21 protein-coding genes, 2 pseudogenes and 1 riboswitch are annotated in these 25499 nt (G+C 46.9%); of the genes and pseudogenes, 19 read left to right on the top strand and 4 right to left on the bottom strand.

Translation table 11 applies throughout. The features are described from left to right. The first annotated feature begins 23 nt into the window (after nucleotides 1-23). The 7 genes from JOE45_RS12250 (at nucleotide 24) to JOE45_RS12220 (ending at nucleotide 7115) form a co-directional block, all read left to right on the top strand. Nucleotides 24-746: an NAD-dependent protein deacylase gene (locus tag JOE45_RS12250; RefSeq protein WP_210019931.1), complete on the top strand. Its 723-nt coding sequence runs from the start codon at nucleotides 24-26 to the stop codon at nucleotides 744-746. 80 nt (nucleotides 747-826) lie between these two features. Then, a complete protein-coding gene (locus tag JOE45_RS12245; protein ID WP_210019932.1) occupies nucleotides 827-1990 on the top strand; it encodes a hypothetical protein in 1164 nt (387 codons plus the stop codon). Between the two features lie 86 nt (nucleotides 1991-2076). Next, on the top strand, nucleotides 2077-2859 hold the full coding sequence (locus JOE45_RS12240; RefSeq protein ID WP_210019933.1) for a hypothetical protein: 783 nt from the start codon (nucleotides 2077-2079) through the stop codon (nucleotides 2857-2859). Beyond that, nucleotides 2843-3442: a hypothetical protein gene (locus JOE45_RS12235; RefSeq protein WP_210019934.1), complete on the top strand. Its 600-nt coding sequence runs from the start codon at nucleotides 2843-2845 to the stop codon at nucleotides 3440-3442. Before JOE45_RS12240 ends, JOE45_RS12235 begins: the two co-directional genes overlap by 17 nt. An 81-nt stretch (nucleotides 3443-3523) precedes the next feature. Then, a complete protein-coding gene (locus tag JOE45_RS12230) occupies nucleotides 3524-4387 on the top strand; it encodes a hypothetical protein (RefSeq protein ID WP_210019935.1) in 864 nt (287 codons plus the stop codon). A gap of 11 nt (nucleotides 4388-4398) precedes the next feature. Then, nucleotides 4399-5580: a hypothetical protein gene (locus JOE45_RS12225; protein ID WP_210019936.1), complete on the top strand. Its 1182-nt coding sequence runs from the start codon at nucleotides 4399-4401 to the stop codon at nucleotides 5578-5580. Further along, nucleotides 5577-7115 carry a coiled-coil domain-containing protein gene (locus JOE45_RS12220; RefSeq protein WP_210019937.1) on the top strand — a complete coding sequence of 513 codons (1539 nt, stop codon included), beginning with the start codon at nucleotides 5577-5579 and terminating at the stop codon, nucleotides 7113-7115. Before JOE45_RS12225 ends, JOE45_RS12220 begins: the two co-directional genes overlap by 4 nt. Nucleotides 7116-7241: 126 nt before the next feature. Here the strand turns inward: JOE45_RS12220 and JOE45_RS23530 are convergent. From JOE45_RS23530 to JOE45_RS12210, 4 genes and pseudogenes are all read right to left on the bottom strand, one after another. Further along, nucleotides 7242-7742 (bottom strand): annotated as a pseudogene (locus JOE45_RS23530) (methyl-accepting chemotaxis protein); the annotation flags it as partial. Between the two features lie 71 nt (nucleotides 7743-7813). Continuing rightward, nucleotides 7814-7924: pseudogene (locus JOE45_RS24200) on the bottom strand (HAMP domain-containing protein); the annotation flags it as partial. Then, a complete protein-coding gene (locus JOE45_RS23520; protein WP_348632527.1) occupies nucleotides 7894-8202 on the bottom strand; it encodes a PDC sensor domain-containing protein in 309 nt (102 codons plus the stop codon). The gene JOE45_RS23520 and the pseudogene JOE45_RS24200, both read right to left, overlap by 31 nt. Beyond that, nucleotides 8186-8788, bottom strand: coding sequence for a PDC sensor domain-containing protein (locus tag JOE45_RS12210; RefSeq protein ID WP_210019938.1), 603 nt, complete (start codon nucleotides 8786-8788; stop codon nucleotides 8186-8188). The genes JOE45_RS23520 and JOE45_RS12210 overlap by 17 nt, the downstream gene beginning before the upstream one ends. 115 nt (nucleotides 8789-8903) lie before the next feature. Beyond that, nucleotides 8904-8987: riboswitch (cyclic di-GMP riboswitch) on the bottom strand. A 163-nt stretch (nucleotides 8988-9150) separates the two neighbouring features. On the opposite strand from JOE45_RS12210, the gene JOE45_RS23860 reads away from it, so the two are divergent. From JOE45_RS23860 to JOE45_RS12155, 12 genes are all read left to right on the top strand, one after another. Further along, complete coding sequence (locus tag JOE45_RS23860) at nucleotides 9151-9276, top strand: hypothetical protein (RefSeq protein WP_280873785.1); 126 nt, start codon at nucleotides 9151-9153, stop codon at nucleotides 9274-9276. 129 nt (nucleotides 9277-9405) lie between these two features. Beyond that, the gene (locus tag JOE45_RS12205) at nucleotides 9406-10356 is read left to right on the top strand and encodes a helix-turn-helix transcriptional regulator (protein ID WP_210019939.1); all 951 of its coding nucleotides are present in this window, start codon (nucleotides 9406-9408) and stop codon (nucleotides 10354-10356) included. 112 nt (nucleotides 10357-10468) lie between these two features. After that, on the top strand, nucleotides 10469-13717 hold the full coding sequence (locus tag JOE45_RS12200; protein WP_210019940.1) for a sigma factor-like helix-turn-helix DNA-binding protein: 3249 nt from the start codon (nucleotides 10469-10471) through the stop codon (nucleotides 13715-13717). Between the two features lie 6 nt (nucleotides 13718-13723). After that, a complete protein-coding gene (locus tag JOE45_RS12195; protein ID WP_210019941.1) occupies nucleotides 13724-15841 on the top strand; it encodes a DEAD/DEAH box helicase family protein in 2118 nt (705 codons plus the stop codon). After that, nucleotides 15831-16010, top strand: a complete 180-nt coding sequence (locus JOE45_RS12190; RefSeq protein WP_210019942.1) for a hypothetical protein — start codon at nucleotides 15831-15833, stop codon at nucleotides 16008-16010. The genes JOE45_RS12195 and JOE45_RS12190 overlap by 11 nt, the downstream gene beginning before the upstream one ends. Beyond that, nucleotides 16007-18046: an AAA family ATPase gene (locus JOE45_RS12185; RefSeq protein WP_210019943.1), complete on the top strand. Its 2040-nt coding sequence runs from the start codon at nucleotides 16007-16009 to the stop codon at nucleotides 18044-18046. The genes JOE45_RS12190 and JOE45_RS12185 overlap by 4 nt, the downstream gene beginning before the upstream one ends. Nucleotides 18047-18062: 16 nt before the next feature. Next, the gene (locus JOE45_RS12180; protein WP_210019944.1) at nucleotides 18063-18533 is read left to right on the top strand and encodes a hypothetical protein; all 471 of its coding nucleotides are present in this window, start codon (nucleotides 18063-18065) and stop codon (nucleotides 18531-18533) included. 59 nt (nucleotides 18534-18592) lie between these two features. Further along, a complete protein-coding gene (locus JOE45_RS12175) occupies nucleotides 18593-19606 on the top strand; it encodes a helix-turn-helix domain-containing protein (protein ID WP_210019945.1) in 1014 nt (337 codons plus the stop codon). A 107-nt stretch (nucleotides 19607-19713) separates the two neighbouring features. Next, the gene (locus JOE45_RS12170) at nucleotides 19714-20481 is read left to right on the top strand and encodes a M20/M25/M40 family metallo-hydrolase (RefSeq protein WP_210019946.1); all 768 of its coding nucleotides are present in this window, start codon (nucleotides 19714-19716) and stop codon (nucleotides 20479-20481) included. Nucleotides 20482-20554: 73 nt separating this feature from the next. After that, on the top strand, nucleotides 20555-21355 hold the full coding sequence (locus JOE45_RS12165; RefSeq protein WP_210019947.1) for a hypothetical protein: 801 nt from the start codon (nucleotides 20555-20557) through the stop codon (nucleotides 21353-21355). Nucleotides 21356-21485: 130 nt separating this feature from the next. Further along, nucleotides 21486-24110: an S-layer homology domain-containing protein gene (locus JOE45_RS12160; RefSeq protein ID WP_245247294.1), complete on the top strand. Its 2625-nt coding sequence runs from the start codon at nucleotides 21486-21488 to the stop codon at nucleotides 24108-24110. A gap of 157 nt (nucleotides 24111-24267) precedes the next feature. After that, nucleotides 24268-25440: an MFS transporter gene (locus JOE45_RS12155; protein WP_210019949.1), complete on the top strand. Its 1173-nt coding sequence runs from the start codon at nucleotides 24268-24270 to the stop codon at nucleotides 25438-25440. Nucleotides 25441-25499: the final 59 nt, after the last annotated feature.

Below are 25499 nucleotides of genomic sequence, written 5' to 3'. Positions count from 1 at the left end.
ACAAATGAAATGGAGTGAGGTACATGTTGAAGCCATTATTAGAGGAGTCTACCTACTGTATCGTTCTGACGGGGGCTGGCATGAGTACCGAATCGGGAATTCCGGACTTCCGCAGCAGCCTCAGAGGAATTTGGAAGGATAAAAATCCGATGGCTCTTGCAAGCGTGCAGGCGTTGGAAAATAATCGCGAGGCGTTCTTTGAGTTTTATCGAAGCCGATTGGAAGGGCTGAAGCCATGTGAGCCTCATCGGGGCCATTATGTTCTGGCCGAATTAGAAAAGAAGAGGAAATTAAAAGCCGTTATTACACAGAATGTTGATGGTTTGCATCGAAAAGCAGGGAGTGAGAACGTGATTGAGCTTCACGGGAATATTAGGTGCTTGTCCTGCATGCTGTGCAAGGAGAAGTATGATGACTCTGTCTATTTAATGAACGCACCCTATTGTAAGTGCGGCGGATTCATTCGACCGGATGTGGTGTTATTCGGGGAGGCTCTGCCGGAAGAGGCGGTGGACAAGGCTTATGACGAGATCGAGAAAGCAGATCTGCTGATTGTATTAGGTTCTTCCCTGTCTGTGTATCCCGCTAATCAGCTTCCGTTGCATGCTAAAGAGCGCGGAGCTAAGCTTGTGGTCGTCAATTTTGAGCCAACGGAGCTCGATCTTCATGCGGACTTGCTGATTCAAGAGAAAATGATCGGGGAGCTGCTCTCGGAATGGTCTACTCCGATGGATTTAAATTCATAGACCAAACTATATTTTTCTTCACGGCCTGTCCCTTTTTCGATAAGATAAAAGGTAATCATACCGTTGAAGGAAGTGCAGCAATGGCAAAAATCAAAAAAAAGGTTCAAATGATTATCCCTAAGCCTGAGCAGTCCGGCGAACCACTTGTGAACGGCGCTAAAATCCGTTATATGGGAAACGAATGGACGATCGTTCAAGAGGATTATCGTGATGAAAAGGGCGAGGGGCTAGTAGTAGAAAGGGTGCGTGAGCTCATTGTTCCGGATCCTCCTAAGGAGTCGTATGATCAGTTGTTGGAAATGGAGCAAGAGTGGGAAAGAGCGGAGGGGCTCGGTGACGAGGCGGCTTGGATGTCGGAGGGAATTGCTCTTTATAATAAGATGCTGATGCTCCAGCCGGAACAAGCCAGGCTCAAATACAGTTTGGCTGCGCTTTTATTGCAGCATGGGACACATCACAAAGTGAAATGGTTAAATCGCTTGAAGGCTGCCTCTTTATTCGAGCAGCTGCTTCAGCTTGAACCGAACCATCCATTGGCCCATTATCATTTAGGATACATTCACTGGTATGACCAGAAGTGGAATAATTCTGCAGAGCACTTTTCAATGGCTTTAACATCGGGGAAGCTAACAGGAAACCAAAGAGTTCGAGCCATGGGTTCTTTGGCCGTCTGTTACGCTAAAATGGGCGATAGGGAGAAAGCGGAGCAGCACCTCGAGGGTGCTTGGAAGGAAGATACGGATCGCATGTATATTCCGGAAATCGAACTGTTTCGTATGCAGATCGAAGCCGCGTCTCAACAAAAAAAAGTGACCTGTGCGCTAATAAAGAATCATGATGTATCGGTTATTCCCTACGATGAAGCCGAGCAAATGACAGATGAAATCATCGAACAGGGAGGGTGCGTTTTGGATATGTTCCGTTCAAAAGCGTTGTTCTCCGGTCCCCGGGATACAGTGGAGCTTCAACCTCGGCTTGCTGCCTTACTTGAGTATCTCATGAAGCAGACGAATCCCCGCACTTCCGAGCAAATGGCGGGGGATTTATGGGAAGGCGGTAATAAGGATACCATCCGTGTGTACATACAGAAGCTTAGGAAAGCATTAGCTTCATGTTTGGACGTTCCCGCGGATCAGGCGGTGGTAAGGACGAAGCAGGGATATATGTGGCAGTGGGTGAAGCCATCTCAGCTCGTTGTATCCTATGATCCTGGAAATAGAAGAAATCGAATGTTGGGTTTGTAGGCTTAGCCACTTCCCCCTTCTTTATAAGAAAATAACTTCACCGATGATCTTCTTAGGGGAAAATCGGATGCGGCTGGTGACCAACGATGATATCAGAAATTCACAATAAAATCTCAAGCACAGGCAGTAATTTGTCGGAACGACTGGAGGATAAGCTGACGGGGGATTTTTTCGGGACGCTTCGGTACTTGTCATTCGAGCTGGGGTTCAGGAATGTACTTTCACAGGTTCGTTTTGAAACGGATGAATCAAAGCTCCAATGGAAGCTTATGTTGGATCGTATTCGGGGATACGATATGGAATACCGTTTCTGGCCTTCTCATCCGGAAGGGGAGATTGATTTACTAATAGATCATCCTGAGACTTTGATCGGTATCGAGGTCAAATATTTGAGCTCGTTATCCTCGGAGGATGAAGACCCGCTAGCTGTGATAAAACCTGAAGAAAGCCGTAATCAACTCGCGCGTTACGCTCGGATGATCCATTCAGTAGGCGCTGATCGTCAGAAATTTCTCGTCTTCCTGGCGCCCCTTGACATCTTGCTGCCGGTTGAACGAACCATGAGGAACCGCCCGATTATTAGATCCGATATATCGCTTGGTTTTTTGTCTTGGCAGGAGGTGCTGGAGTCGCTTCAGGAGTTGGATACCGGAACGCTTGAGATTGGGCAGCGGCTGATTCTAAAGGATATTACAGACCTGCTGTTGAAAAAAGGTTTTGTCCGGTTCCGAGGGTTCTCCTCCGGACTCGAAACGATCGAGCTGAATGATTCGGCATACCATTATCAGGGGAAGAGACAAAGGTTCGAAACCCTTGTGTGGCCTGAAAATCCAATCAAGGAGAATAAGAGCTATGTCTATAGAAAGTAACACCGGAACAAACATTGCCCAAGCCTTTAAGGTTCTATTGAAAACCTATGAAAATCTGGATTTGCTGTTTACGGAGATGGATATGGAAGCCGAGGAAGCCGGATTGATTCCATTAACGCAGAGGCCCCTAAGGTGGAAGTCGGATGTACACTACAGCGGTTGGTTGATCAATGATTTTATTAAGCTGTATCAACTTAAAGAGGAACTTTCTCCGGCGGATGAGGCCAATACGAGCATAGGGGCCGTTTACGGCGTGGAAGTTAATTTTGAAGAGGATTATCCAAAATTGTGGTTGATCCGTTATACTTATGATTTTAGTGCTTGGAATCGACTCCCGGCGGTATCCGATCATCCGACCTTTTATTATCCGCTTGTGGATGAAAGTGCATTTCGAATTACGGAGATGCATGGACTGTTAAAGGGGATACCCGTAGATGACAAAGTGATGAAACGATATTGGGGAATCCGTGAGGCGGTTGCCCGTAGCATTCCACTAGTACAGGTTAGCTCACGCGAAGCCATACGCAATGAAGTTTTTGCTCCATTGGCAAAGCTTTTGGATGGTAATACAGATCGGATGTAATCTCGTCTAACGGGACGAATAAGTGTGGTCGATATAACTAGAAGAATAAATACATATAGCAGGATGGATACAAGGAGAACGATGGATAAAAAAAGAAGACTTCGTGATTTAAGCTTTGGTTCCATGGGAGCGGATGCTCCGTTAATCATAGGCGGGGGAGTTACCCTGTTAGGGGAACCGTTATCAACCTGGATGGCCAGCGAGTTTAATCACAACATAGATGAGTATGATAAAGCCATTGATGCGGTATATAACCAAACTCATATTGGGGGATCTGGCCTCCATCATTTACTGGATGGTCAACATACGGTGTGGGGGGCGTTTGAAGCCGTAAGAGATGTGAAAACGGATGACTCTCTAGTCACGGAGTTGATGCAGGCAGGAGAGCATTTACTTCGAGATACGGCCTCTAAGTCAGGGATTAACCCTTTGTTTTCACTAACGGAGGAACAATATCGCAGTATCAGTGGACTGGTAAGTGAAATGGGCATCTCCAAAACCTTTTTAGCGGATGCGCTCACCTTTAACGGCACTGAGTTACTTGGAGGACTGGCAGGACTGGCGGCTGCATTATTGCTTGGGAATAAACCGGACCCGTCACGGCTATCTCGTCTCTCCGGGGGCCTGTTGATTTCCTCACTTGCCACCGCTAATCCGATCTTGTTCCCCATAGCTGCCGGAGGCATGGTTTACAGTGCGATGAAGAGCGGCAATCGGCTTGAATCCTTAAAGCAAAATGGAAAGGGAGCGTTGGTGTCCGGCAGCGCTTTGCTCGTTACCTCGCTGGTCGGAGGTCCTGTATGGATAGGGTGCCTGGTTGGTTTAGCCACGGCTCTTATGGTTTCTTATTCCATTACTAACCCAAACGACGCTTTTCAACGAATGAAGCAGCTCGTCCAGCCGGCAGGAAAGTTATATCGGAAAGTATCACTTCAGTTACCATAAGGGAGCACAGCATGAATAGCCTACTTACTAAGATTGTTCAATATGAAGCTTTTCAAAAAGTACATACCGATTTATCCGCAGTCAGTGAAGAGACCATAAATAATATCATGACCTCTTTTAAACGCGCATTACAAGAAAACCGTTCAGCCATAGCCGGTTCAAAAAACAAAGATCAATTACGGATAGCTCTGATGCAGGAGCAGTTGATCGTTCAAGCGCAGGCAAGCCAATATTTAAGCATAACGGATGAATTTACGGAGCGTCACAAAAATTTATGGAAGTTCAATTCCAAAGCTCCGGAAATCTTTTTTGAAACGGCATATGATCAGCTTGCCAGCTATTTTCAAAGCAAAAAGAACCTTATGCATCGAAAGCTTGAAGCGGATAGCTCCTGGTACAGTGGCATTAAAGATTCAGCTAAGAAGATGGGCTCTTTAGTCAATATGGCTGTAAAAGGAGCTAACCAGCTTTCGGAGAAGCTGGGCGGTCAGAAGCTGACGGCTAATGAGAATGTCGTTGACGATAAATCCATAGTCGAGGCTCTTATGGAAACATACTTACATCCGAATGACGTTTCTTTGGATATCGGACGAATGCTGGGTCAATGCAATAAAGTATACGAGGAAGCATGGAAGAAAGAACTAACTGCCCAGCAGCCGGATCTTGAGCGTATTATTCCTCATATGCTCGTACATAAGGCAAGGGGAAATGTAGACCTCCAATTTAATGTCGGAGCTACCGAGCAAATCCTTATGGTATCTATTGGAACAACGGTAGCTAGTGTTCTCGCCTTGGCAGCGGGGTGGCATACGTTAACGTGGGCCATTCTCAATGTCTTTCCTCCGATGGCGATATTTGTGGCCGCTCTTACGATGGTTACAGGCTTCCTCACCAAGGAAAGTGCTCTGAAGCAGCGGAAGAAGCAAATTGATGATTCAGTGAATCAGTATTATCATTACTTTTTGACCTATCTTGATGTCATCAAGCTAAAGGAGCTTGGGAACAGGTCATTGCGTGAGCATATTGTAGAAGCAGGAGAGTCCATCATAGGAAAAACAGTCGCTCAATGGGAGACGGCTTTATTGGGCGGGCTTACCATAGATCATTACAGGCAGTTGAATGCCGCTTTTTCCAGGCACCTTCTGTATACACAGGAGGCTCTTGATCAACTCGCTGAGCTGGAACAAAAGTGAACGATTGGTGGAAGATGATGAATAAATTAGCAAAAGCATTTTTTTTATTTGTTGGTATATATTTGGCTTTTCAGATCCTGAGCTTTACGATCGCGTTCATATTGGAGCACAGCCTGCTGTTCACGATCTTAGCAGGCAGCACTTATTTATTGGTCCGCTACAAAAACGATCTCATACGAACCCTGCCTGTATTAAGGAGGTACTACAGTCAAACGAGATCGTATACAAAATCGAAACTTAAGCAAGTAGAAGTTAGAATGGAAGTGTTGTTTAGAAATATAGAGGAAAAACAAAATAACTTAATGATTTACGTACGCGAACGTGAGCAAATCGCCGCAGATCTGCAGGAGAAGAATGAGGAAATTAAGCAGCTTGAACAAATGCTTCACGATCATCGCGATAGTTCAATCCATACCGATATCCTCCAACAAGATTTGCAAGAAAAGCTGCTGGAAGTGCAGCAGTTAAAAGCTTCCTATCACGACATGGAAGCCAAAATCAGTGACGCCACGCAAAAGGTCGTAAAGTTGGAACAGCAGCGATTAAAGCTTTTGGATGAGCGGAATCTGGTAACGAAACAGTTGGACGAATTGACAGTAACACTGAAAATTAATGAACAACGTAACCATCAGATGTCAGCTGAGATTGAGCGGTTGCAGGAACAACAGGAGAAGTTGGAAGCAGTGCTTGCGGGTTCAACCTCCAATGACGAAGTGGAACGAATACAAAATGAGATTGACATGCTGCGTACGCAGCGCGAAAGCCTGGAAGTTAAAATCAACGAATTACTTCATGAAAAACGAAATCTGGAAAGATACCGGACGGAGCTTGAAAGCACGTTAAAACATACTCACGAAGAGCTGGAAAAGCGGGTTCAGGAATTAGAGACGGTCCGGGCCAACGAAACTTTTGTCAAAAGCCAGTTAGATCAGGTACATGTACTGCTGGGTGATAAAGAAAAACAATTAACCAGCATTTCGGAGCGGTTACGCTATACCCAAGAGGAGAACCAATCGAAATTAGAGAAGGCCGGGCATAAAATCAAATCGTTAACCATGAAAATCGATGAATTAATCGGGTTAGAGCTTAGAAGCCGAGAGGATGCCGTGGCCTTGATTCAGTTAGCGCAAGAAAACAAAGAGCTTGAAGAAGAATTAATGAATGCACGAGAGTCCAGTTCTATGGAGAAGCATATTTTACAAAAGGAGTACAAACCGCGTTTTGAAAAAATTTACCCGCATGCCGAATTTCACAAAGAGTTTTTTCATGATTTCATTCAACTAACAACGAATGACCGGATCAATGTAGAACATGAGATTTGTCTTATGCATTATCGTCTGGCGGAGGTTGAATCGAAGAGACGTCCAAATACGGTGAATTCTACCGTAGGGAATTTACTGGAAATGCCTTTCTCGTCTAAAGGAAGAATCTACTATCGGCATCATCAAAACCGACTCTATATTTATCGGGTAAGCAAGACGGAAAAAGACCAGAAAGTGGTCATTCGATGGCTGCAAAACAGTTTAACTGCATAAAATGTAGGGCACTCGAAAGGGTGGCCCTACATTTTTTTTTAAAATCACGGCTGCTAGACTCATATTTATACTAGTAACTAACTCTTCCACCGCCTTAAGGAATTCCTTACGCTGTTCATGGTGCCTTTACTTGATTTTAAAGACGGAGACGGATTCATTTAAACCTTCTGCAAGCTGCGCAAGGGAATGTGACGTCGCGGCCGTTTCCTCCGAAGCGGCTGCTGCCTCTTGGCTAGCAGATGAGACGTTTTCAATGGAATGCATAACCTCATTAGACTGGGCAGCTTGCTCTTCGCATGCAGTCGCAATTTCCCCTACCTTGAGTTCCGTTTTGCTAATCATTTCAATAATTCGATCAAAAGCCTTTCTTGTCTCCTCGGACTGACTCACCCCGTCGGAAACGGCCATTACACTTCTATGCGTGTTTTCCTGCATGCCTTTGATAATTACTGTAATTTGTTTGGTAGCCTTACCGCTTCGTTCCGCGAGCTTACGTACCTCATCGGCTACGACCGCAAACCCTCTTCCTTGTTCTCCAGCACGTGCAGCCTCGATAGCCGCGTTGAGGGCGAGCAAATTGGTTTGATCCAAGATGTCGTAAATGACTTCGATAATTTCCCCGATTTTCCCCCGATTAAGTCTCGTAAATTATGAACCATATGGTTAACCGATGCTGTGAGCTGTCCCCATTCATCCTTGGAATGGATCGCGATTTCTTCAGTCAGATTTCCGGCTGCTATTTTTTCCGTCGTATGGATTAATTGCTTCAAAGGTGTAGTTATCGAGCGGACGATCCACAAGGCAAGCATACGCCGATGATGATCGCGATCACAATTACGGCAATGGTTGTATAGAGGATACCCTTGGTTGCGTTTGTGATTTCTGACATCTCGATGGCGCCGATAATTTTCCAACCGGTCAATTCGTTGGTGACAAATACCCCTTTATTGTTTACCCCATTGAACTGAAAATCAACGGCTCCAGTATTCGATTCGTAAAACTTGGTTACATATGGTTCTGTGTTCTCGGTACCCGGCTCAATCGTGGGATTGGTGACGTACTTCCCGTCCTTATCCAGAATAAACACGTAGCCATTTTGGCCCACTTTGATGCTGTTCACTCGTTTGGCAAGATCGGTCAAAACCAAGCTGCCGCCCGCCCACAACTCCCGACTCATCATCGCTCATTTTCGACGGGTTAGCGGCGATCTGGTTATTCGTTGCGGAGAGGAAGGGATCACTTACGATAGCCTTTCCTTTGTTCTCCGTCGCTGTAATAAACCAAGGCCTGGTCCGAGGGTCGTAACCCTCTATGGTTCGATCTGGGGAGAAAATCATCACTTCGGTATTGGTTCCGAAATAAACGACTTCGTATTGAGGGTTAATTGCTTTATATGGCTCCAATATGGCTCTAACCTGTGGACTAGCCGTGCCATCAACCATTTCGGCATGGATTTGTTGTGCCAAATAATCCATGTCGGATAGGCTTTTGGAGATAAGTGTATTAATTTCATGGTTTGCAGATTGAACGCTTTGACTTGCGCTTTGCATAATTTGATCTTCCACCTGTTGTCTTGCCTCCAGATAACAAAACCATCCGACGACGCTGCATGGCAGGATTAATATGACCAGAAATGCTGCGATCAACCGGGTTTGAATACTCATTTTCAACATGTGTGACTTCCTCCTGAGAGCATTGATTTGTGGTTTGTTTCAAAGTAGTTCCGAGAATCAGAAGCTAGGCTTTTGCTCCCCGATTTGAATCTAAACAAAAAAAAGAAGCTCCCCCTTTGGTGGCTCGGCTGCCATAGCATCATGCTTTAGGCCCCCAGCTTTGTATCCCTGCCTTTCTAAAGTGATATTTTTCCATATTACACATAGTTGTGGAAGATATCCAGTAAAAATAATCCATTTTTTACCACTTCATCACAAATACTATTCTTTTCTATACGAACGCATATTCGAGACAACCTCATGTCGCATGGCAATGATATCCTATACTGGAAAGTACCTATTTTCGCTTTTCGGAGGATTACATGACGAAGAAAACAGATAAAATTCAGATCGATATTTTAAACATTTTGATACAACTCGGATTGAACACGGCGATAATTCGTGATACCCCAAAAGACCAAGGTCCAACGGATGACATGACGGATTAACCCCGTGCATATCTAGTATTCAAACAATGATTGATTCATTTTTATGTAGTTCCTAAGAAGGAACTCTTCTGCTTTAGAAGAATAAGTAATATACAGGAAAATAGTACTAGTTTATCAAGGGGTATGAACATGATCGACAAAGTGATCCGCATTTTTAATATCATCAATGCCATTCAAGCTAATCCGGGGATTTCGGCAGCTGATCTCGCACTCAAATGCGATGTGAATATCAGAACGATTTACAGGGACTTGGATATATTGAGCTTGATCGCACCCGTTACCAATGAGGGACGGGGCACAGGCTACCGTTTTATGGGGAAATTTTTTCTTTATCCGCTCAATTTCTCGGAACAGGAGGCGTTCGTGCTTTCGCTGCTGCCTTCCGTGCTGGACAAAGATAAACTCCCGCCCGGATTTGATACGGCCTACGATAAGATAATGGCCACGCATTTAAAGGAGAAGTCCAAGCAAAACAGCATCATCGAAAACTTGGCGGATATCATCCAGATGGGGACGCCGGCGTATCGTAAAGAGACCCCGAATTTCCTTCAGCCGATCATTGAGGCGATTCTGGGGCAGAAAACAATCGATACGGTGTACCACACGCAGTATCGAGACGAAACAACCATGCGGAAAATAGATCCATATTATTTGGTGCCCCGTGACCAGCGTTTTTATTTAATTGGCTACTGCCACTTAAAACAGGCGATTCGCACCTTCCGAATAAGCCGTTTTCAGAAGGTGGAGATTACGAATCTCCCCTACGATAAAGGGGATTTTAACATCAAGCAGTACCTCAAAAACACGTGGACCATTGACCGTGGGGATAAAAATATGATGTTTAAGGTTAGGTTCGCCCCTGAAGTTGCACGTTACATAAAGGAAGAGGAGCTATTCGTTCGTCCCCGTATGAAGGATCAGAAGGATGGCAGCTTGATCTTTGAGGTCACGGTTAACAACGAAAAGGAGTTCGTAAACTGGATTCTTCAATACGGCCCCAATGCAGAGATACTGGAACCAAAGTCGGTGAGGGAAAGCTTGAAGCAGCAGCTTAGTCTTTGGGTCGAGATGTACAAGTAAGCTTGGAGGAAAATCCATGCATTGTGTTGAATGGACTCCATAGATCTTTTTGTTTGTGAATTCCTATTTTCTAACGGTATCAACAAGTTCAAGACAACGTGGGTGATCATGGGTGGGTTCAATACTTATAGATAAAAGCTTAGAGGGACGTTTGATAGCCAATTCGAACCCGCATGTACAATCTTTTTTACATTCGCATCAAATACAAACGTACGATCAGCTGTGCGAGGATGAGCTCCGATTATTGTTTAATGAAGATGCCGAAACCTTCTGGAGCGTGGTCAGAGTATTCGGCCTGCTTGGCGTTCGTTATAAAGGAAAGCTGCAGGCGTACTCATCCTTTGAGTTTGGGAAAGGCGATTTCCTCGTGTATCAAGGCAAGCTGACAGGGAACACAGCGGTAACGTATAGCTTCAAGCTTGAGCGTTTTTTGCGGCCGTTTTTGAGCTCTTTCGGCCTCAAGACGATATCCGACATTCATGGTTTATATCTGCTTAATATTCAGCACCAACTGGACAAGCTACATCTGTCAGAGTGGTACGGGGTTTTCGTAGAAGAATTGCTGCAGCAGCAGTTTGTGGTTCGCGGAGAGCTGGGGAAGCTGGAGGGAGAGGGTTGGGATCACAGCGGCACGGACGAATCATTCACCAAGACGGTGACCTTCGAGAACGTAGTGATCCAAATTCCGAATGTCATCCTTACACGGGACATAGCTCCCGACTTTTCCGGTTCGGTTGCTCGAAATATTCACTGTTTATTGAAAGACGGCCTGACCACTTATGGGCAGCTTCCGGACAACTTGGAGGACTACTTTCTTCATAAGCCGAGCATTGGTATCGGTAAAATCAACAGATTCAAGAATGAGCTTCTGAATAATATTGAAATTCATTGCCAGGAACGGGCAAATGTTGTTATAACCATGGAAACACCAACGGAGAGGCCGATCTATGTTCCTCCTCTCTTACGTGAGAAATCCATTGATCTGTTTCTTCCAGTCATTAACAGGTACAATGGTTATTCTTTAATCGTCGAGCAGCTATCCGAGATGGGAATTGTCAGGTGGGGCGAGCTTTGCCGCTATACGAAGACGGAGCTTACGGATGGACTGCGAAAGAAGCATGCAAGGATCTCTCGTATCCTACCCATATTTGAGGAATTATCGATTCATGTGGAAGGAGCAGAGGTAGAGGTTACGCTGGAGAGTCTATGGAAACGATTTTATAATGACCTGTCCGCGCTTGCTCATAATAATCGATTGGACTTCCTGGAGGAAAGACCTTGGGAGGTCTTATATAAACGTGTGAATAAAGGACCTTACAGGGAGGCGATGACGCTTCAGGAAATCTCCGACGAATTAGGGGTCACGCGTGAACGAATTCGGCAAATTGAGGTTAAGGCATTCGAGCTCTTCATCTTGCGGCATGTCCCTTTATTATTCGAGCTGAAAGAAACCGTGAGCGGCAGATATAACCTGGTATCCATCGAGGATATTCTGGGAGGACCCTTCACCATGAATGATGCGGAAGAGGCGGTGCTGGCTAGCATCGTTAAAAAATGTGATATCGGGCTGTTATACGATACGGAGTACCACGCATTCTTTGCCGGCGACAACGGGCAGGTGGATGAGGATATAGCAGAGTTGATCAAACATCTGATGAGCGAACAGCGTTGGTACCATCCTAGCAGACTTAAGGATAAAGTCAACGCATATTTCGAAAAAAATCCGACGTCCCTCCTGACACCGGACATGGTATTCGAGACCATCGTTCCCAATTGTTTCATCATGTTTCGTTCGCTTTATTTTCCTGCCGAAGGGACGAAGAAGGATCTGCTTTTACCTGTTTTTGAGGCATTTTTTCCTGAGGGCCTGGCGCTTATCAAAAACTCGCACCTGTTCACGGATATCGCACGAGAAATGTATCCGGATTATTTTGGAGATAACGATGACCGGAGCATTTATTCATCGCTGCTTCGCAATGAAGAAGAGGTTGTCATTTGGGATAACGGATACTATATTCCCAGGTCATCGATTTCGGTCGACCCGGGCGATCTTGTCCCCATAAAGGAATGGACGATTCAGCTCCTGAAGGAAAGCCAGGCCCCGCAAATCCGATTAACGAGAACGCTTTGGCATTTTAGAGAGGATCTTGAACAGCTTGGCATAACCAATGAGTATGCACTTTATACTTGTTTTAAGCTGTACGGCTCGGATGAGTTTGATTTCGTGAAGGCTCCCCGTATTTGTTTAAAGGGAGAGCTTGATGCCGCCAGGCAGCCGCTCACACAAATTTTCTATGACTATATTAAAGCTCAGAACAGAAAAGTCAGCCGCAAGGAAATTGTGGAGCATTTCAAAAATCAACTCGGCTGGGAAACATACCACATTGAGCAGCGGATGGGCGATCAGATCATTCGGGCTGGCTACGATGAATATATTCATATTGATAATTTACAAGTTAATCTGCAAGGTTTGGAAACCGTCAAAACCTGGCTCGTTAGAAAAATGGAGTCGGTCGAGTCGGTTGTCTCGATCAAAGTGGTGAATCGCGCCATTATGAAGCTGGCCAACATAGATTCCTACCAAACGTTATATTACATGCTGGAACGGGAATATCCGGATGAGTTCAGCTTCTATATCTATCCGAAACTCGGACTGTTTGATAAGGAAGAGGAGATAAACGCGCCGTCAAGGAGGTCCCCGATTGCCCTCCTTGAACATTATCTTCAAAGTGGTCAGACCGTGGCGTACCGAAGCGAATTGGAGAAGCACTTCAAGAGCATCGGCTGGGCATCTATTAGCTACAACTCCAGGAACATCATTGTGTATGAATTCAAGAACGATCAGGCACTGGCCTTCGTGCATAAGGACACGATCGGGTGGACGGAGGAGAAAAGGGATGCGTTCCTGAGCCTGATTCATGCGTCATTTGATGAGCTGTACGAAGGCAATGAGTTTCTGCTGGACATGGATGTACTTTATCAGAATCCGAGTGTCCGTCAACGTCTCCCTCGGCTGGCCAACGGCATAGAGTGGACGCCGGCCCTCATGGTTTCGCTGCTGAAGCAGGAGGATGAGACGGTTACGATCCTGGGCATTACGGAGAAGACGGCTATTCGTGATGACAATCCTCACAGCATCGCGAGCGAGCTTGATCTGATCCATTACCTGTTAATGAAAGAGTATCAGGGGGCAGCGTCTATCCAGCAGATGGAGCGGCGCTTGCAGGAGCTCAATGTGATCAACAGGTCGATGAGCAGACTGTATTACAACGACCAGATGGACGAGAACATTCCTTATGTGACTACGCCTTCTCTGGAGATGATAACCCAAGACCTCTACCGAACTCGAACGGGAGGCTGATGAACGTTGCTGCGTGAGCTTCAATTGCAATACGTATATGATTCATCCGAGAACAGCATTGTGGACAAGCTGTTCCACCCGCTTCTTCACAACTCGATCCTGTATCAGCGGGGCGTAGGTTATTTTACGTCCGGGTGGCTGCAGCTCAATCTCAAGGGAATTTTAAGCCTCATCGAACGCAAGGGCAAGGCGGAATTAATTACCTCGCCTCACCTGACAGCAAGCGACTACGATGCAATGGAGCGGGGGGAACAGGCCAAGGAGGATCAAGCGATATATGAAGCGATCCTTCTGGAGCTGAATGCCCTTGAGAAGCAAGACGATCACGAGACGCTGCCTCTGTTGGCATGGCTGGTCGCGGATAATCTGTTAGAAGTGAAATTTGCCATCCCGAAAAACAATATAGGCGATTTCCATGACAAGTTTGCCATATTTACGGATGAGGCCGGGGACAAAGTGGCGATCCACGGTAGCTATAACGATTCCCTCCATGCCAATTACAATGGTGAAAGCTTCTCGGTGTATTGCTCTTGGGTAGAAGGTCAGGCGCCTTATGTGGCCAAGCACGAGGAGCGTTTCCATAAGATGTTCTCTGGTCAGAACGATTTCTTTCGCATCTACCGGATGCATGATTTCATTCGCGAGAAGCTCGTTCTAATTACCCAATACACGGAGCGGCCTTACGAGATTGGCAAGACACAAGCGGAACCGGAGGAGGAGCTTCCGATACGAATGCCTTCCACATTACAACTGTTTGACTACCAGAAGCATGCCATTGAAGAATGGACAAACAATAACTGCCGAGGGTTATTTTCGATGGCGACAGGGACGGGCAAGACGATCACCTCGCTGGCTGCGGCTTTAGGTGTGTTTAAGTCTCATAAGAAAATTTGCCTGATTGTTTCCGTGCCGTTCAAGCATCTCGTAGAGCAATGGAACCAAGAGGTGCGTGCGTTTGGATTTATACCGGTGATGTCTACCAGTCGGGATTGGCTCTTCGAAGCAAACTCGCTCATCGATGACTATAATTTAGGATTTGAGGAAGTCATTTGTTTCATCGTCACCCATCAGTCCAATGCGGACGAGGATAAATTTCTTCGTCTTGTGTCCAAAATTCGCAACAAAGACAGCGTTCTGTTTATCGGGGACGAGGCTCATTACCTGGGAGCGGCGTACCTGCGCAACTCGCTCCATCCGGATATTAAGATGCGCATCGGCTTATCGGCGACTCCCGAGCGATGGAGGGATCTGGACGGGACACAGGTGGTAACGGATTATTTCTCCAGAGAGGTGATCTCCTTCGGGCTGGAAAGAGCTATTGAGGAGGGTTATCTTACCCCTTATGAGTTCTTTCCCCATTACGTGGAGATGAGTGAAGAGGATTACCGGGAGTACAAACGCTTGACGATACGCATTAGCCAGCTCCTGCAGGCGGCCAAGACTGACCCCAGCCGCCGGGAAGCGGCGAATGTGTTTGCAGCCCAGCGGGCGAATCTTCTGAATAAGTCGGAAGCAAAGATTGAGACGTTCCTTGCTCTTCTGAGGCAGCATATCCGTGAGGTTGGCCTAGAGCATTTCAAGCATACGATTGTATATAGTCCGGAGGGAAAGCATAGGGAAATTTTGCGTCGGGTTGCGGACACGGGGCTGCGGGTGCAGGAAATTGTATCCTCTACGAGCAATGCCGACCGCAAGTCGATTCTTCAGGCGTTCGATCGGGGCGACATTCAAGTGATTGTTGCCATGAAATGCCTGGATGAGGGCGTCAACGTACCGGCAACAAAACGTGCGTATTTTCTGGCCAGCACCTCCAACCCGCGTCAGTTTGTCCAGCGCCGCGGGAGAATTCTAAGGAAGGCTATCGGGAAACAGCAGGCGTACATCCATGACTTTGTCATGATTCCGCCGCTCGATGCGGCGGATGACGGAAACACCTATGCGCAGATCATGAAGCGTGAATTTGCCCGCTTTGTAGAGTTTTACCTGTGCGCGAGCAATCAGCTGGCCATACATAGCAGAGCCTTCGAGATTCTAGAGCGGTATCGGCTCGGTTACTTGCTAAGCTTGAAGCCGGAAGACATTTATTCATCACTATCAGGGGAGTTGGAAGACCATGACAGCTAGTAATGTGCATCCGAAGATCATAGAAGAGCTGAAAAAATATCCTGAGGAAGTTCAGGAGCTTGTCATCGAGGCTCTGCAAGGATTCGGCCAAGGACTCAATCAACAAGAGGTACAGCGGAAGCTGGAGAATAAAATGAGAAGAATTGTTCAGGATGGTGAACGGGCGTGAAGATCGAGAAGCTGGAGCTGGTCAACTTCAAACAATATTACGGGGAGCAAACCATTCATTTCGCCGGCTTCCAGTCCAAGGGCGAACAGAATGTTACGGTCGTGTATGGGGCCAATGGGAAGGGCAAAACCACGATCTATCGAGCCTTGATGCTCGCCTTATTCGGCGTGGCGGAGCTTGCTAAGGATAAAGAGATCGGTAAGAAAGGCGATAGCTACTACATCTGCAACCTGAATGTTCTTCGCGAGTCGCCGGACGGATCCGGAATGGTCAAAGTGAAAGTCAGCTTCTCTCATCAAGGGGAGCATTTCGAGTTGGAGCGTGTCCTTGTCTCTCAGCTGTTTGACGATGAGCAAATCCAGGAAGATTTCCTTTCCGCACGGATGACACACATCGACATACAGGGCAGAACGCATATGTACGACCGGGAGGAGGACATTTCATCCGTTGTGAATCGGATTTTCGATCGTAGGATGAAGGACTATTTCTTGTTCGACGGTGAACGAATCGAGCAATTGATGCGGGACGAGCAGAGCCAGAAGAAAGAAGTCGCCAAGGGAATTAAGAACCTTCTCAAGCTTGATGCATTGGATGATTCTCTGCAGGTCATGGCGAAGCTCCATTCGAGCTACCATCAAGAAATTCAGAATGCGGCCAGCGGCGAGTATCGGACAAAGCTTGGTGAACAACTAGCCAAGGAACGGGCCATGGAAGAGTTTGAGGGCAATGTGGAGAAATGGCAAGAAGAGCTTGAGGTGAAAGAACGGGAAATCTCCCTCATCGACGACCAGCTTAAGGAGCACCAGGACGTCAGAGAGCAGGTCATAAGGCGGGAGCATCTAACGGGACAGATCAATGACTTGGGTAAACGAAAAGCAGACCAGCTGGCCAAAATACGCGATTTCAATAAGCATAGCTTTAATCTGCTTTTGAAGGATGAATATACTCGCTTCTATAGTGAGCTAGAGCATATTCGTGCCCATATGGGCAACCCGTTTGATATTGCAAAAGAGTTGCTTGAAAAGATCATAGAGGATCGCAAATGCGCGGTGTGTGACTCGGATGTGGATCCGGACAGCAAGCAATTTAAAGCCGTAAGCCTGCTGCTCGAGAAGCATCAGGAGCATTCCTATACTCGTGAATTGAACGATTTGAAAGAAGAAGTACGTACCGTAATGGAACAGAACAAGCTGGCGGAAGAGCGAAGCGGCGAGCTGTTGAAAGGATACTCCGATATTAACAAAGAGATGAAACGGATCCAACGGGACATCGATTCGATCAACGAAGACATCGGGGTAAGTCACAATGCGGATTATCGTAATCTGCAGCAAGCCCGCAATAACCTGTCAGACCGCATTCAGGAGCTTCGGCTGAAAATTAATCAGGGTAAAGATGAACTTAACCGTCTCCTGAACGAGAAGCGGGAAATTGATTCGGCTGTGAAAGAAATGGAGAAGAAGGAAGCTCAGAAAGACATCAAGGTCAAAATGAAAGATATTGCGAACGCCACCAAAGAAGCGCTAAAAGCGATTCAAACCAAGTTCGTCGATGAAATCTCGAGGGAAGTGGAAGAGGTCACCACGTCGAACTTCCGTAAATTCATTGATGAGGATAGCAGGCAGAATTTGAAGGAAGTGAAAATAGAGAAGGACTTCTCTTTACAGGTGCTGGCATGGAATGGCGCCAACTTCCTGCCGAATCTGTCATCCGGCCAGCGTCAAATCTTGTCTTTATCCTTCATCATTTCACTGCTCAGCATCTCCGGCGGAACGGATAAAACGCTGGAAATACCGTTATTCATGGATACGCCGTTCGGACGAATTTCCGGTGAAAACCGCGACAATCTGCTGCGGCTGATCCCGGATATGACGCCGCAGTGGATCCTGCTGGCAACGGATACGGAGTTCACTCGCGTCGAATGCGCGGAGCTGCGGAAAACCGGACGCTGGGGAGAAGTGTATCGACTGCAAATTCCTGCACCTGGCAAAACAGAAGTCGTGCGCGACAGCGTGCTGGGCTTTCAGCCTGATCGATAAGAGGAGAGCGATAATCATGAGAAGCATTCAATATACGGGAGATCCTCGACTACACTGGAGCAAGAAATACGAAGACATTTACCATACGCTGAAGGATAAAGGGATTTTTCCCCAGAATGCACAGACTTTCATGTTTTGTGCAAGCTTAGGTTTTAAATATGATCGCAGCTTACCGATTAGCAGTCATTCCAATGACATCCGATTGGCTACCTTCACGGAGCCGGAGCTGATCTCTTATGTCACTATCGCTTTCTCTAAGGCCGGCATGCAATTTGATAAGCTGGGACAGATCGAGGAGTTCAGACACATCATGGAGGAGTACGCCGAGGGCGGAATGCAGGTTTTCATTGAGCGCTTCCTGTCCGCTTACCTTGTAACAAGCGCTGAGGATACACTGATCCTTGATATCAAAAGCAGCGCATTCGATTTCGAAAAGGATTTATTGGTATTTATAACAGGCGAACTGCAAAACTACGATCCGTTCTGAAATACGTGTCCAGTCACTGCGGTGATCACTAAAGTCCTAAGGGAGAGGGCGGTGTCTCTATGTTTGAATTTCGCGCAGCCAGAAATAGCCCATATCATGAAATCACGAACGTGATGCACTTGGAAGAGCTGGAGCAAAGCCTGCTTGACGAGTATGAAAATGGTGAGCGGGCTTCCTATGAGCTGAAGGAAAAGCTGTTTTACCTGTATTTGCGACTGTGGGAGCTGGAGCCAGAAAAGGATTTTTACCGAAATTCCATTACGAAGCTGGTATTGGAGCTCGGCTGGGATATCAAGCGCCGTAAGGTCAATTACGCACAGGCGGAGATGTTTTTTGAGGACTTGATCAAAATGGCCAAGCCCCGCGCCCTGCCGATTGCCCATTACCGTCTTGGATTTATTCATTACTATAATAAAAGGTATCGTTCATCCATCCGAAGCTTTGAGAGTGCTTTAAGGAAACCGGACTTGCGCATGCCGACGGAGCGGCTTTCTTTTCCGCATGAAAAGCTGAATGATTCTCAAAGCATGAAGGCGCAAGCCCAATTGGCTGTCGCGTTGGCGAAATATAGCGTGGAGACGGCCGTCAAGGCTAAACAAATGTATGAGGAGCTTGGTAATCCAGACGATGTGGACATCGATTACGTAATGAAGCTGGAGCAGGACATTCTAAAGGAGGAGACCAAGCCTTATATGTGCTTGATGCCGACAGGCCGGTCTTCCCTCAGCGAGCAGGAATATCGGGATTTGAGGCAGGATGAAACGGCCTTTATCTTTGACTGTACCGATCATGATGAGAAGCGGGTTGTGATCAAAGGCAGAATCAGAGATTTGTCCCCTCGCAGGATGCAGATGCTGGAGATGCTTTTCGTAAAACAAAAGCCGGTGCCTCAGAAAGAGATCGCCGATGAGCTCAACATCAATCAGGTAAGCCGGTATATGAATGAATTAAAGAAGAGCTTAGCCGTCTATGGGTTGGACGAGCAAACCATTATGGCAGATAACGGCTACCGCATCAACCATCCGAAGCCGATTCTCATTTACAATGCAAATGATCCTAAATATATGATGTAATCCGAAAAGGCGCCGGCAGCGGCGCCTTTTCTCTTGTTCACCTTACAATTGTTGTAACCCTCCTAGTCTAGAATCATAAGTAACTTCACCAAGGGGGAATTACTCATATGAAACCATTGAAAATAACTTTACTTGAACTACTGAACATCCAAGGGGTGAGCGGACGCGAGCAGCAAGTAGCCGCCTATGTAACAGAGCGTCTGACCCGCCATCAGTTTACCGTTGTTCGTGACCGCTATGGGAATGTGTTAGCGGAACGAAGATTTGGAGCCTTGGATAAAGGGCCGGTTCTGCTCCTTTCCGCTCATATGGATACGGTGCTCCCTTTTGTGCCTGGCCGCCAAATCGTGTGGGATGGCGATATTCTCCGCAGCTCTGAAGGCATTCTGGGGGCAGATGATCGGGCGGGGATTGCAATTGTTCTAGAGGTTATCGAAAGAATGGAGAGTCATCCATATTACGGTACGCTCAAGATTGCTTTTACTCGAGATGAAGAGAGAGGGCGGGTCGGCTCGAATGAAATTCCTGCCGAGTGGTTGGCCGATGTGGATATGGCTGTCGTGGCAGATCGCCGGAATCGGCGTGACATTGTGACTTCCTGCAGGTATATGTCGTTCTGCTCGGATAAAGTTGGGGAGTACTGGGAGCGGGTGGGTGAACAAATCGGACAGCCCGATTGGAAAAGCTGCCAAGGCGGGATCAGCGATGCCATGACCTATGCCGAGCACGGGATACCGAGTATCAACGTATCTTGCGGCTACCAGCATGAGCATACGGAATGGGAGGAGCTTCATTGGCCGTCCGTTATGGATACTGTGAAACTCATCTCGGAGGGAGTTCTGACCTGGCGTCAGGTTACATCGCCTGTAAGGTGAGGATGTAATAATAGAGGTATGAACAAGAACATGCATACAACAACTATTGAACATTACAAAGGAGCGGATACCTATGGAGCAAAAAATGATGAAAACACTTGAGCAGTTGACGAGCATGGAGTTATTGACCAATGCACTTCGAACTAGAGGATTTTTTGTCAGATACTTGGCCAATCGGTTGATTTTGCAGCCCGGATCAGGAAGGAGAGATGTGCGGTATTTGCAGAAGCTGTTCGATGCACTTCATATCCAAGCTTCTTACAGAGAAGATATGGTTATTTTGGATGAGTTTCATGTTACCGAGGAGTTAGTGGAACGAATCTCGTTATTCAGGGCCTATAATCAGGAGTCATGGTGTCCGCAGCACATGAGATCCTGGAAAGCGTTCACCAAACGGAGACATGGCTACAAACTCGATACGCTTACGCTCGATGCAGGGGTCGCTTACTTGGTCAAAATGCTTAGCAAGGCGGGAATTCTTACTGAAATGAGCTGCGATGGGCACGGCAAAAGACCGCCTTCTATTTGGTTCGCCGGCGGGTTCAATGCTGCCTGGTTTGAGATGATCAGCCATAAGCTGCTGTCTGCCGAGGATTTTCACTATCGTTGGATCGTTGAGGAAAAGAGAGGCAACCAGATTCTGACGGCGAAAAAGCCTTTGTCGGAAAGCTGGAACCTGGCGTACGTTCAAGAGGATGCCATGAAGCTCGGGGCCTATTTGGATGAACATGCTGATGAGCTCCGCGATGCCAAGCGAAGTTCTTTTAAATACCGCAGCATGAAGGAACAAGCCATGGTTTTATCAGGAGATTTCGCGGCTTTAAAAATGTGGATGCGGGAGAGGTCATCGTACTTTAATGAAGTTAGCATGTAATCAAGGAGCAGAGAACTAGGGGTACAGGGAATAATTGCCTAGAAACAAAAAGAAATATATTGTCGTATTTAGTCGACAGTGGTAAAATCTACATGTTACTACACTCAAGGAGGACTATATTTTGAAACGAATGAAGTATGTATCCAAAGCGATAATGCTCATGCTTTGCATGCTTATCGCCGCACCAAGCTTGGTGCTCGCCGCAGCCAATTCTACTACGTCTTCCGACATTAGCAGTCATTGGGCAGAGAAAGAAATGAAGAAATGGATCAACAATGGCTTGTTGACAGGTTATTCAGATGGATCCTATCAACCTGATCACAGTATCAGCAGAGCGGAATATTTTACATTAGTTAATCGCTCTTTCCACTTTACCAAAGAAGCTGCCGTCTCGTTCACGGACTTGAATGCTTCTCATTGGGCATTTGCTGAAATTGCCCGTGCCAAAGCGGCTGGTTATGCTGATGGTTACCCGGATGGAACCATTCAACCTGATCAGCAAATCAGCCGTGAAGAAGCAGCAGTTGTTCTGACCAATGTGCTTAAACTTCAGGAGAACGCTGCGGCTGCCGAAGCCTTCAAAGATGCAGCGCAATTTGCAGGCTGGAGCAAGGGCTCTATTGGTGCACTTGCGGCCAAAGGATATTTGTCAGGCTATGAAGATGGGACATTTAAGCCCCAAAGCTCTATGACTCGCGCGGAAATTGTCGTGCTGCTGGATCGGTCTTTATCTAACGCGGCAGCACCTACTACGACCTACGATCACAAGGGTACATTTGGTCCTCAAACAGGAACAACAACGATCCAAGGAAATGTTGTAATCAGCGCTGAGAGTGTAACATTAAGAAATACAGTCATCGAAGGAAATCTTCTTATAGCTGAATCCGTCGGCGATGGAGATGTCTTTTTAAAGAATGTGACGGTGAAAGGCTCTACAACCGTAAATGGTGGTGGTTCTAACTCGATTCACTTCGAAGACTCGGTATTGCTTACGGTTATTGTGAATAAAGCCGATGGCAGCGTTCGTATCGTAGCAGAAGGCTCTACAAGCGTAAGGCAAATCACGGTGGAGTCGAGTGCTTTGCTAGAGGCGAAAGGGACTGGAACGATTACGGATGTCATTCTGTCCAGCCTGCTTCCTTCTAACGCCGAAGTCTCTTTAGCGGGACAATTCAATACGGTAGATGTGCAGGCAACCAGTGTTCGGGTGAGCCTAACGGAAGGCGCGATTCAGCAGCTTACCGTTGCTCAAGGAGCAGCTAATTCGACATTACATGTTGGAGCAGGAGCTTCCATTGCAGATCTGATTCTTAATGCGGCAGCATCCGTTACAGGGAACGGAACGATTGAACGTGCTGCAGTGAATACGAATGGCTCGACCTTTGAGCGTACCCCTTCTGATGTAACAACCAGTGATGGAGTAAGCGTAGGAAGCTCTTCCGGCAGTGGTTCTTCCGGTGGCGGCGGCTCCTCCCAAGATGATTCTTCCGACAATGGTTCTGTCACAGATGTTGTATACGGATTTGGAGGAAAGATCGTTGATGTACTGGATGAACCCGTTGCGGGGATGACGATTCATTTCCGACGCGGACTTGACAATAAAGACGGTACGATCGTCGCTACGGTCGTTACGGATAGCAGCGGTCAATATTCCGTTAATTTACCTTTGGGGATTTATACGGGTGAGCTTTCCAAAGTAGGTTTTATTACCACTTATCTTGTCGGAGTTTCGGCAGAGAACGTTCGTAACGCCAATGAAAATGCAACTGCAATTCGTGTAGCAGCAGCCAATGAAATTCGTATTGTATTGACTTGGGGCGAGCAGCCTCGAGACTTAGATTCGCATCTCGTAGGTCCGACACCGAATGGCGGGGTTTTCCATACCTGGTATGCGGATAAAGTATATACTTCGGTAACTGGCGCTACTTACGCCGACCTGGATCATGATGATGTCACTTCCTATGGTCCTGAAACGACAACCATTCGTCAAACGGTAGATGGTACTTATCGTTTTTATGTGCATAATTTTTCGGGTGAATCCAACATGAGAGATTCCGGAGCCCATATTGAGATCTATGAGGGTTCTACGACAATACCTGTAAGAACCTACGATATTTCAACGGGAACAGGAACAGAGCGTTATTGGACTGTGTTTGAAATGGATGTGGTCAGTGGTACGATTAGCTCTTTCAGAGCTATCAATCAGTTTTATGCTAATGAAGCTGATGCAAAGGGAACTCTGGGTAATGGGAATGGCAATGGCAATGCGACGGTAACATCTCTAACTTACTCGCCTGCAGGTCCTATTGTTTTTTATGATCTGACAACGTTAGGCGTGAGCGTTCGCGCAACCGAATTGAACGGAACAGTAACCGACGTGACTTATAATGCTAGTACGGTTTATTCTTCCGTATACCAAAACATTGCAGCTGTAGGTCCTGATGGCGTGATCAGACCTGTTGCTTCTGGAGCGACTGTGGTTAGCGCGGTATATGGAGGAATCACGATCGATATCCCGGTTCTGGTTATCCTGACTCCTGTTTTGACCTTAAACGCTGCGACATTGGAAGCTTCAGATTTAATTTCAGGTGCTGAAGTGAAGCTGTACAATTCATCTCATAATCTGGTTAGTACAGTTTCTGTAGGACAAGATGGCAGGGTAAGTATTCCGTTACCTTTAGCATCAGGTTCTTATTACATTGTTCAGTCCGTTCAAGGTTTCGTGAGTCGTCCATCGAACCACATTACCACTTAACTTATCAAAAAACACCTCTGTGCATTGAGAAATCAGTGATTCACAGAGGTATTTTTTATGGCTCATTACGGTAACCATTCCTACATAAACTTACAGAGGTTACAGGTAAGGCAATGTTGTGGATTGAATCTATTACTCGGCAAAGAGGTTGAGATATATGAAAATGAAATATGGCTTAATGGTTGTCGCTTTTTTTGTCGCTGCGCTAAATTCACGGCCAGCCATTAACTCGATAGCGCCGCTGCTCGAGATCATACGGAACGATCTAAGTATGAGCGCTTCGATAGCGAGCTTGTTAACCTCCATTCCAGTGCTTTGCATGGGAATCTTCTCCCCAATAGCTGCGAAGCTCAGCAGCAAATGGGGGATTGAGCGGATGCTCGGTTGGTCGCTATTCATCATCGGTGTTGGTATCGGACTACGCGTGTTTACTCACTCGACAGCCTTCCTGCTGATCACTGCGATGATCGCAGGTCTGGGCATGGCTGCTGCAGGACCACTGCTTTCCGGGTTTATCAGGCTCCAATTCCAGAATCATGTCCCCAGCATGATCGGGGTGTACACCGTTGCGCTGACGTTGGGCGCTACGCTCAGCTCTGGACTGTCTGCGCCGCTGCAGGAAGTAATGCACTCATGGCAGAAGGCTCTCGGCCTATGGGCCGTCGTTGCGTTCCTTGCTGTTCTGGTCTGGTGGCTTTTTGTGACGCCGCATGTCCAAGAGGGGGGTAATCCTTTGTCCTCGAGGCAGGCGGACGGGTTGCCTTGGACCAATAAGAAAGCGTGGATGCTGACTTTATCTTTCGGGCTGATGGCCATGCTGTTCTATTCCTTAACGGCTTGGCTGCCGCCGATCATTCAAGGCATGGGTTACAGCAAGGCGTATGCCGCGATGGTCCTTACGATATTCGTGTTTGTACAAATTCCGATCAGCTTCGTGCTTCCCATGCTGTTGAAACGATTCCCGTCCCGTCTTCATTGGCTTCTTGCGGGAGCGGTGCTGGAACTGATCGGCCTGCTGATGATTGCTCTTTCCATGGAGCCTTGGATCGCCGCAATCTTTCTTGGTCTGGGGGCCGGAGGATTGTTTCCGCTCAATCTGCTGCTCCCGCTTGATGCAGCGCGCCATGCTCATGAAGCGACAACCTGGTCTGCCATGACCCAATCTGTTGGATACGTCATCGGGGCCGCCGGACCGATCATCCTCGGTTGGATTTATGATGCGACATCCAGCTTCTCGTTTGCCGTTGCAGGTATGATCGTCATCAACCTTGCCATGATCATTGTGCAGCTTGCCGCCGTACCTCGCAAAGACATAGCAAAAGCAGACTAACGGACGAGATCGGAATCCTTCGAACGAACAATTCTAAAGTTTTCAATATTAACAGACTA

The sequence above is a fragment of the Paenibacillus sp. PvR098 genome, from assembly GCF_017833255.1.
In the GTDB taxonomy this organism is placed as follows: Bacteria; Bacillota; Bacilli; order Paenibacillales; family NBRC-103111; genus Paenibacillus_G.
Note: the sequence above shows the minus strand (reverse complement) of the source record. Positions and strands in the feature narration are given on the sequence as shown.

What these genes read in the sequence shown, in the direction of transcription:
- JOE45_RS12235 (WP_210019934.1), top strand. Translation starts at nt 2,843, where the DNA reads ATGTCTATAGAAAGTAACACCGGAACAAACATTGCCCAAGCCTTTAAG.
- JOE45_RS12160 (WP_245247294.1), top strand. Translation starts at nt 21,486, where the DNA reads ATGAAGTATGTATCCAAAGCGATAATGCTCATGCTTTGCATGCTTATC.
- JOE45_RS12210 (WP_210019938.1), bottom strand. Translation starts at nt 8,788, where the DNA reads ATGTTGAAAATGAGTATTCAAACCCGGTTGATCGCAGCATTTCTGGTC.
- JOE45_RS12190 (WP_210019942.1), top strand. Translation starts at nt 15,831, where the DNA reads ATGACAGCTAGTAATGTGCATCCGAAGATCATAGAAGAGCTGAAAAAA.
- JOE45_RS12180 (WP_210019944.1), top strand. Translation starts at nt 18,063, where the DNA reads ATGAGAAGCATTCAATATACGGGAGATCCTCGACTACACTGGAGCAAG.
- JOE45_RS12175 (WP_210019945.1), top strand. Translation starts at nt 18,593, where the DNA reads ATGTTTGAATTTCGCGCAGCCAGAAATAGCCCATATCATGAAATCACG.
- JOE45_RS12250 (WP_210019931.1), top strand. Translation starts at nt 24, where the DNA reads ATGTTGAAGCCATTATTAGAGGAGTCTACCTACTGTATCGTTCTGACG.
- JOE45_RS12155 (WP_210019949.1), top strand. Translation starts at nt 24,268, where the DNA reads ATGAAAATGAAATATGGCTTAATGGTTGTCGCTTTTTTTGTCGCTGCG.
- JOE45_RS12245 (WP_210019932.1), top strand. Translation starts at nt 827, where the DNA reads ATGGCAAAAATCAAAAAAAAGGTTCAAATGATTATCCCTAAGCCTGAG.
- JOE45_RS12225 (WP_210019936.1), top strand. Translation starts at nt 4,399, where the DNA reads ATGAATAGCCTACTTACTAAGATTGTTCAATATGAAGCTTTTCAAAAA.
- JOE45_RS23860 (WP_280873785.1), top strand. Translation starts at nt 9,151, where the DNA reads ATGACGAAGAAAACAGATAAAATTCAGATCGATATTTTAAACATTTTG.
- JOE45_RS12205 (WP_210019939.1), top strand. Translation starts at nt 9,406, where the DNA reads ATGATCGACAAAGTGATCCGCATTTTTAATATCATCAATGCCATTCAA.
- JOE45_RS12170 (WP_210019946.1), top strand. Translation starts at nt 19,714, where the DNA reads ATGAAACCATTGAAAATAACTTTACTTGAACTACTGAACATCCAAGGG.
- JOE45_RS12230 (WP_210019935.1), top strand. Translation starts at nt 3,524, where the DNA reads ATGGATAAAAAAAGAAGACTTCGTGATTTAAGCTTTGGTTCCATGGGA.
- JOE45_RS12240 (WP_210019933.1), top strand. Translation starts at nt 2,077, where the DNA reads ATGATATCAGAAATTCACAATAAAATCTCAAGCACAGGCAGTAATTTG.
- JOE45_RS12165 (WP_210019947.1), top strand. Translation starts at nt 20,555, where the DNA reads ATGGAGCAAAAAATGATGAAAACACTTGAGCAGTTGACGAGCATGGAG.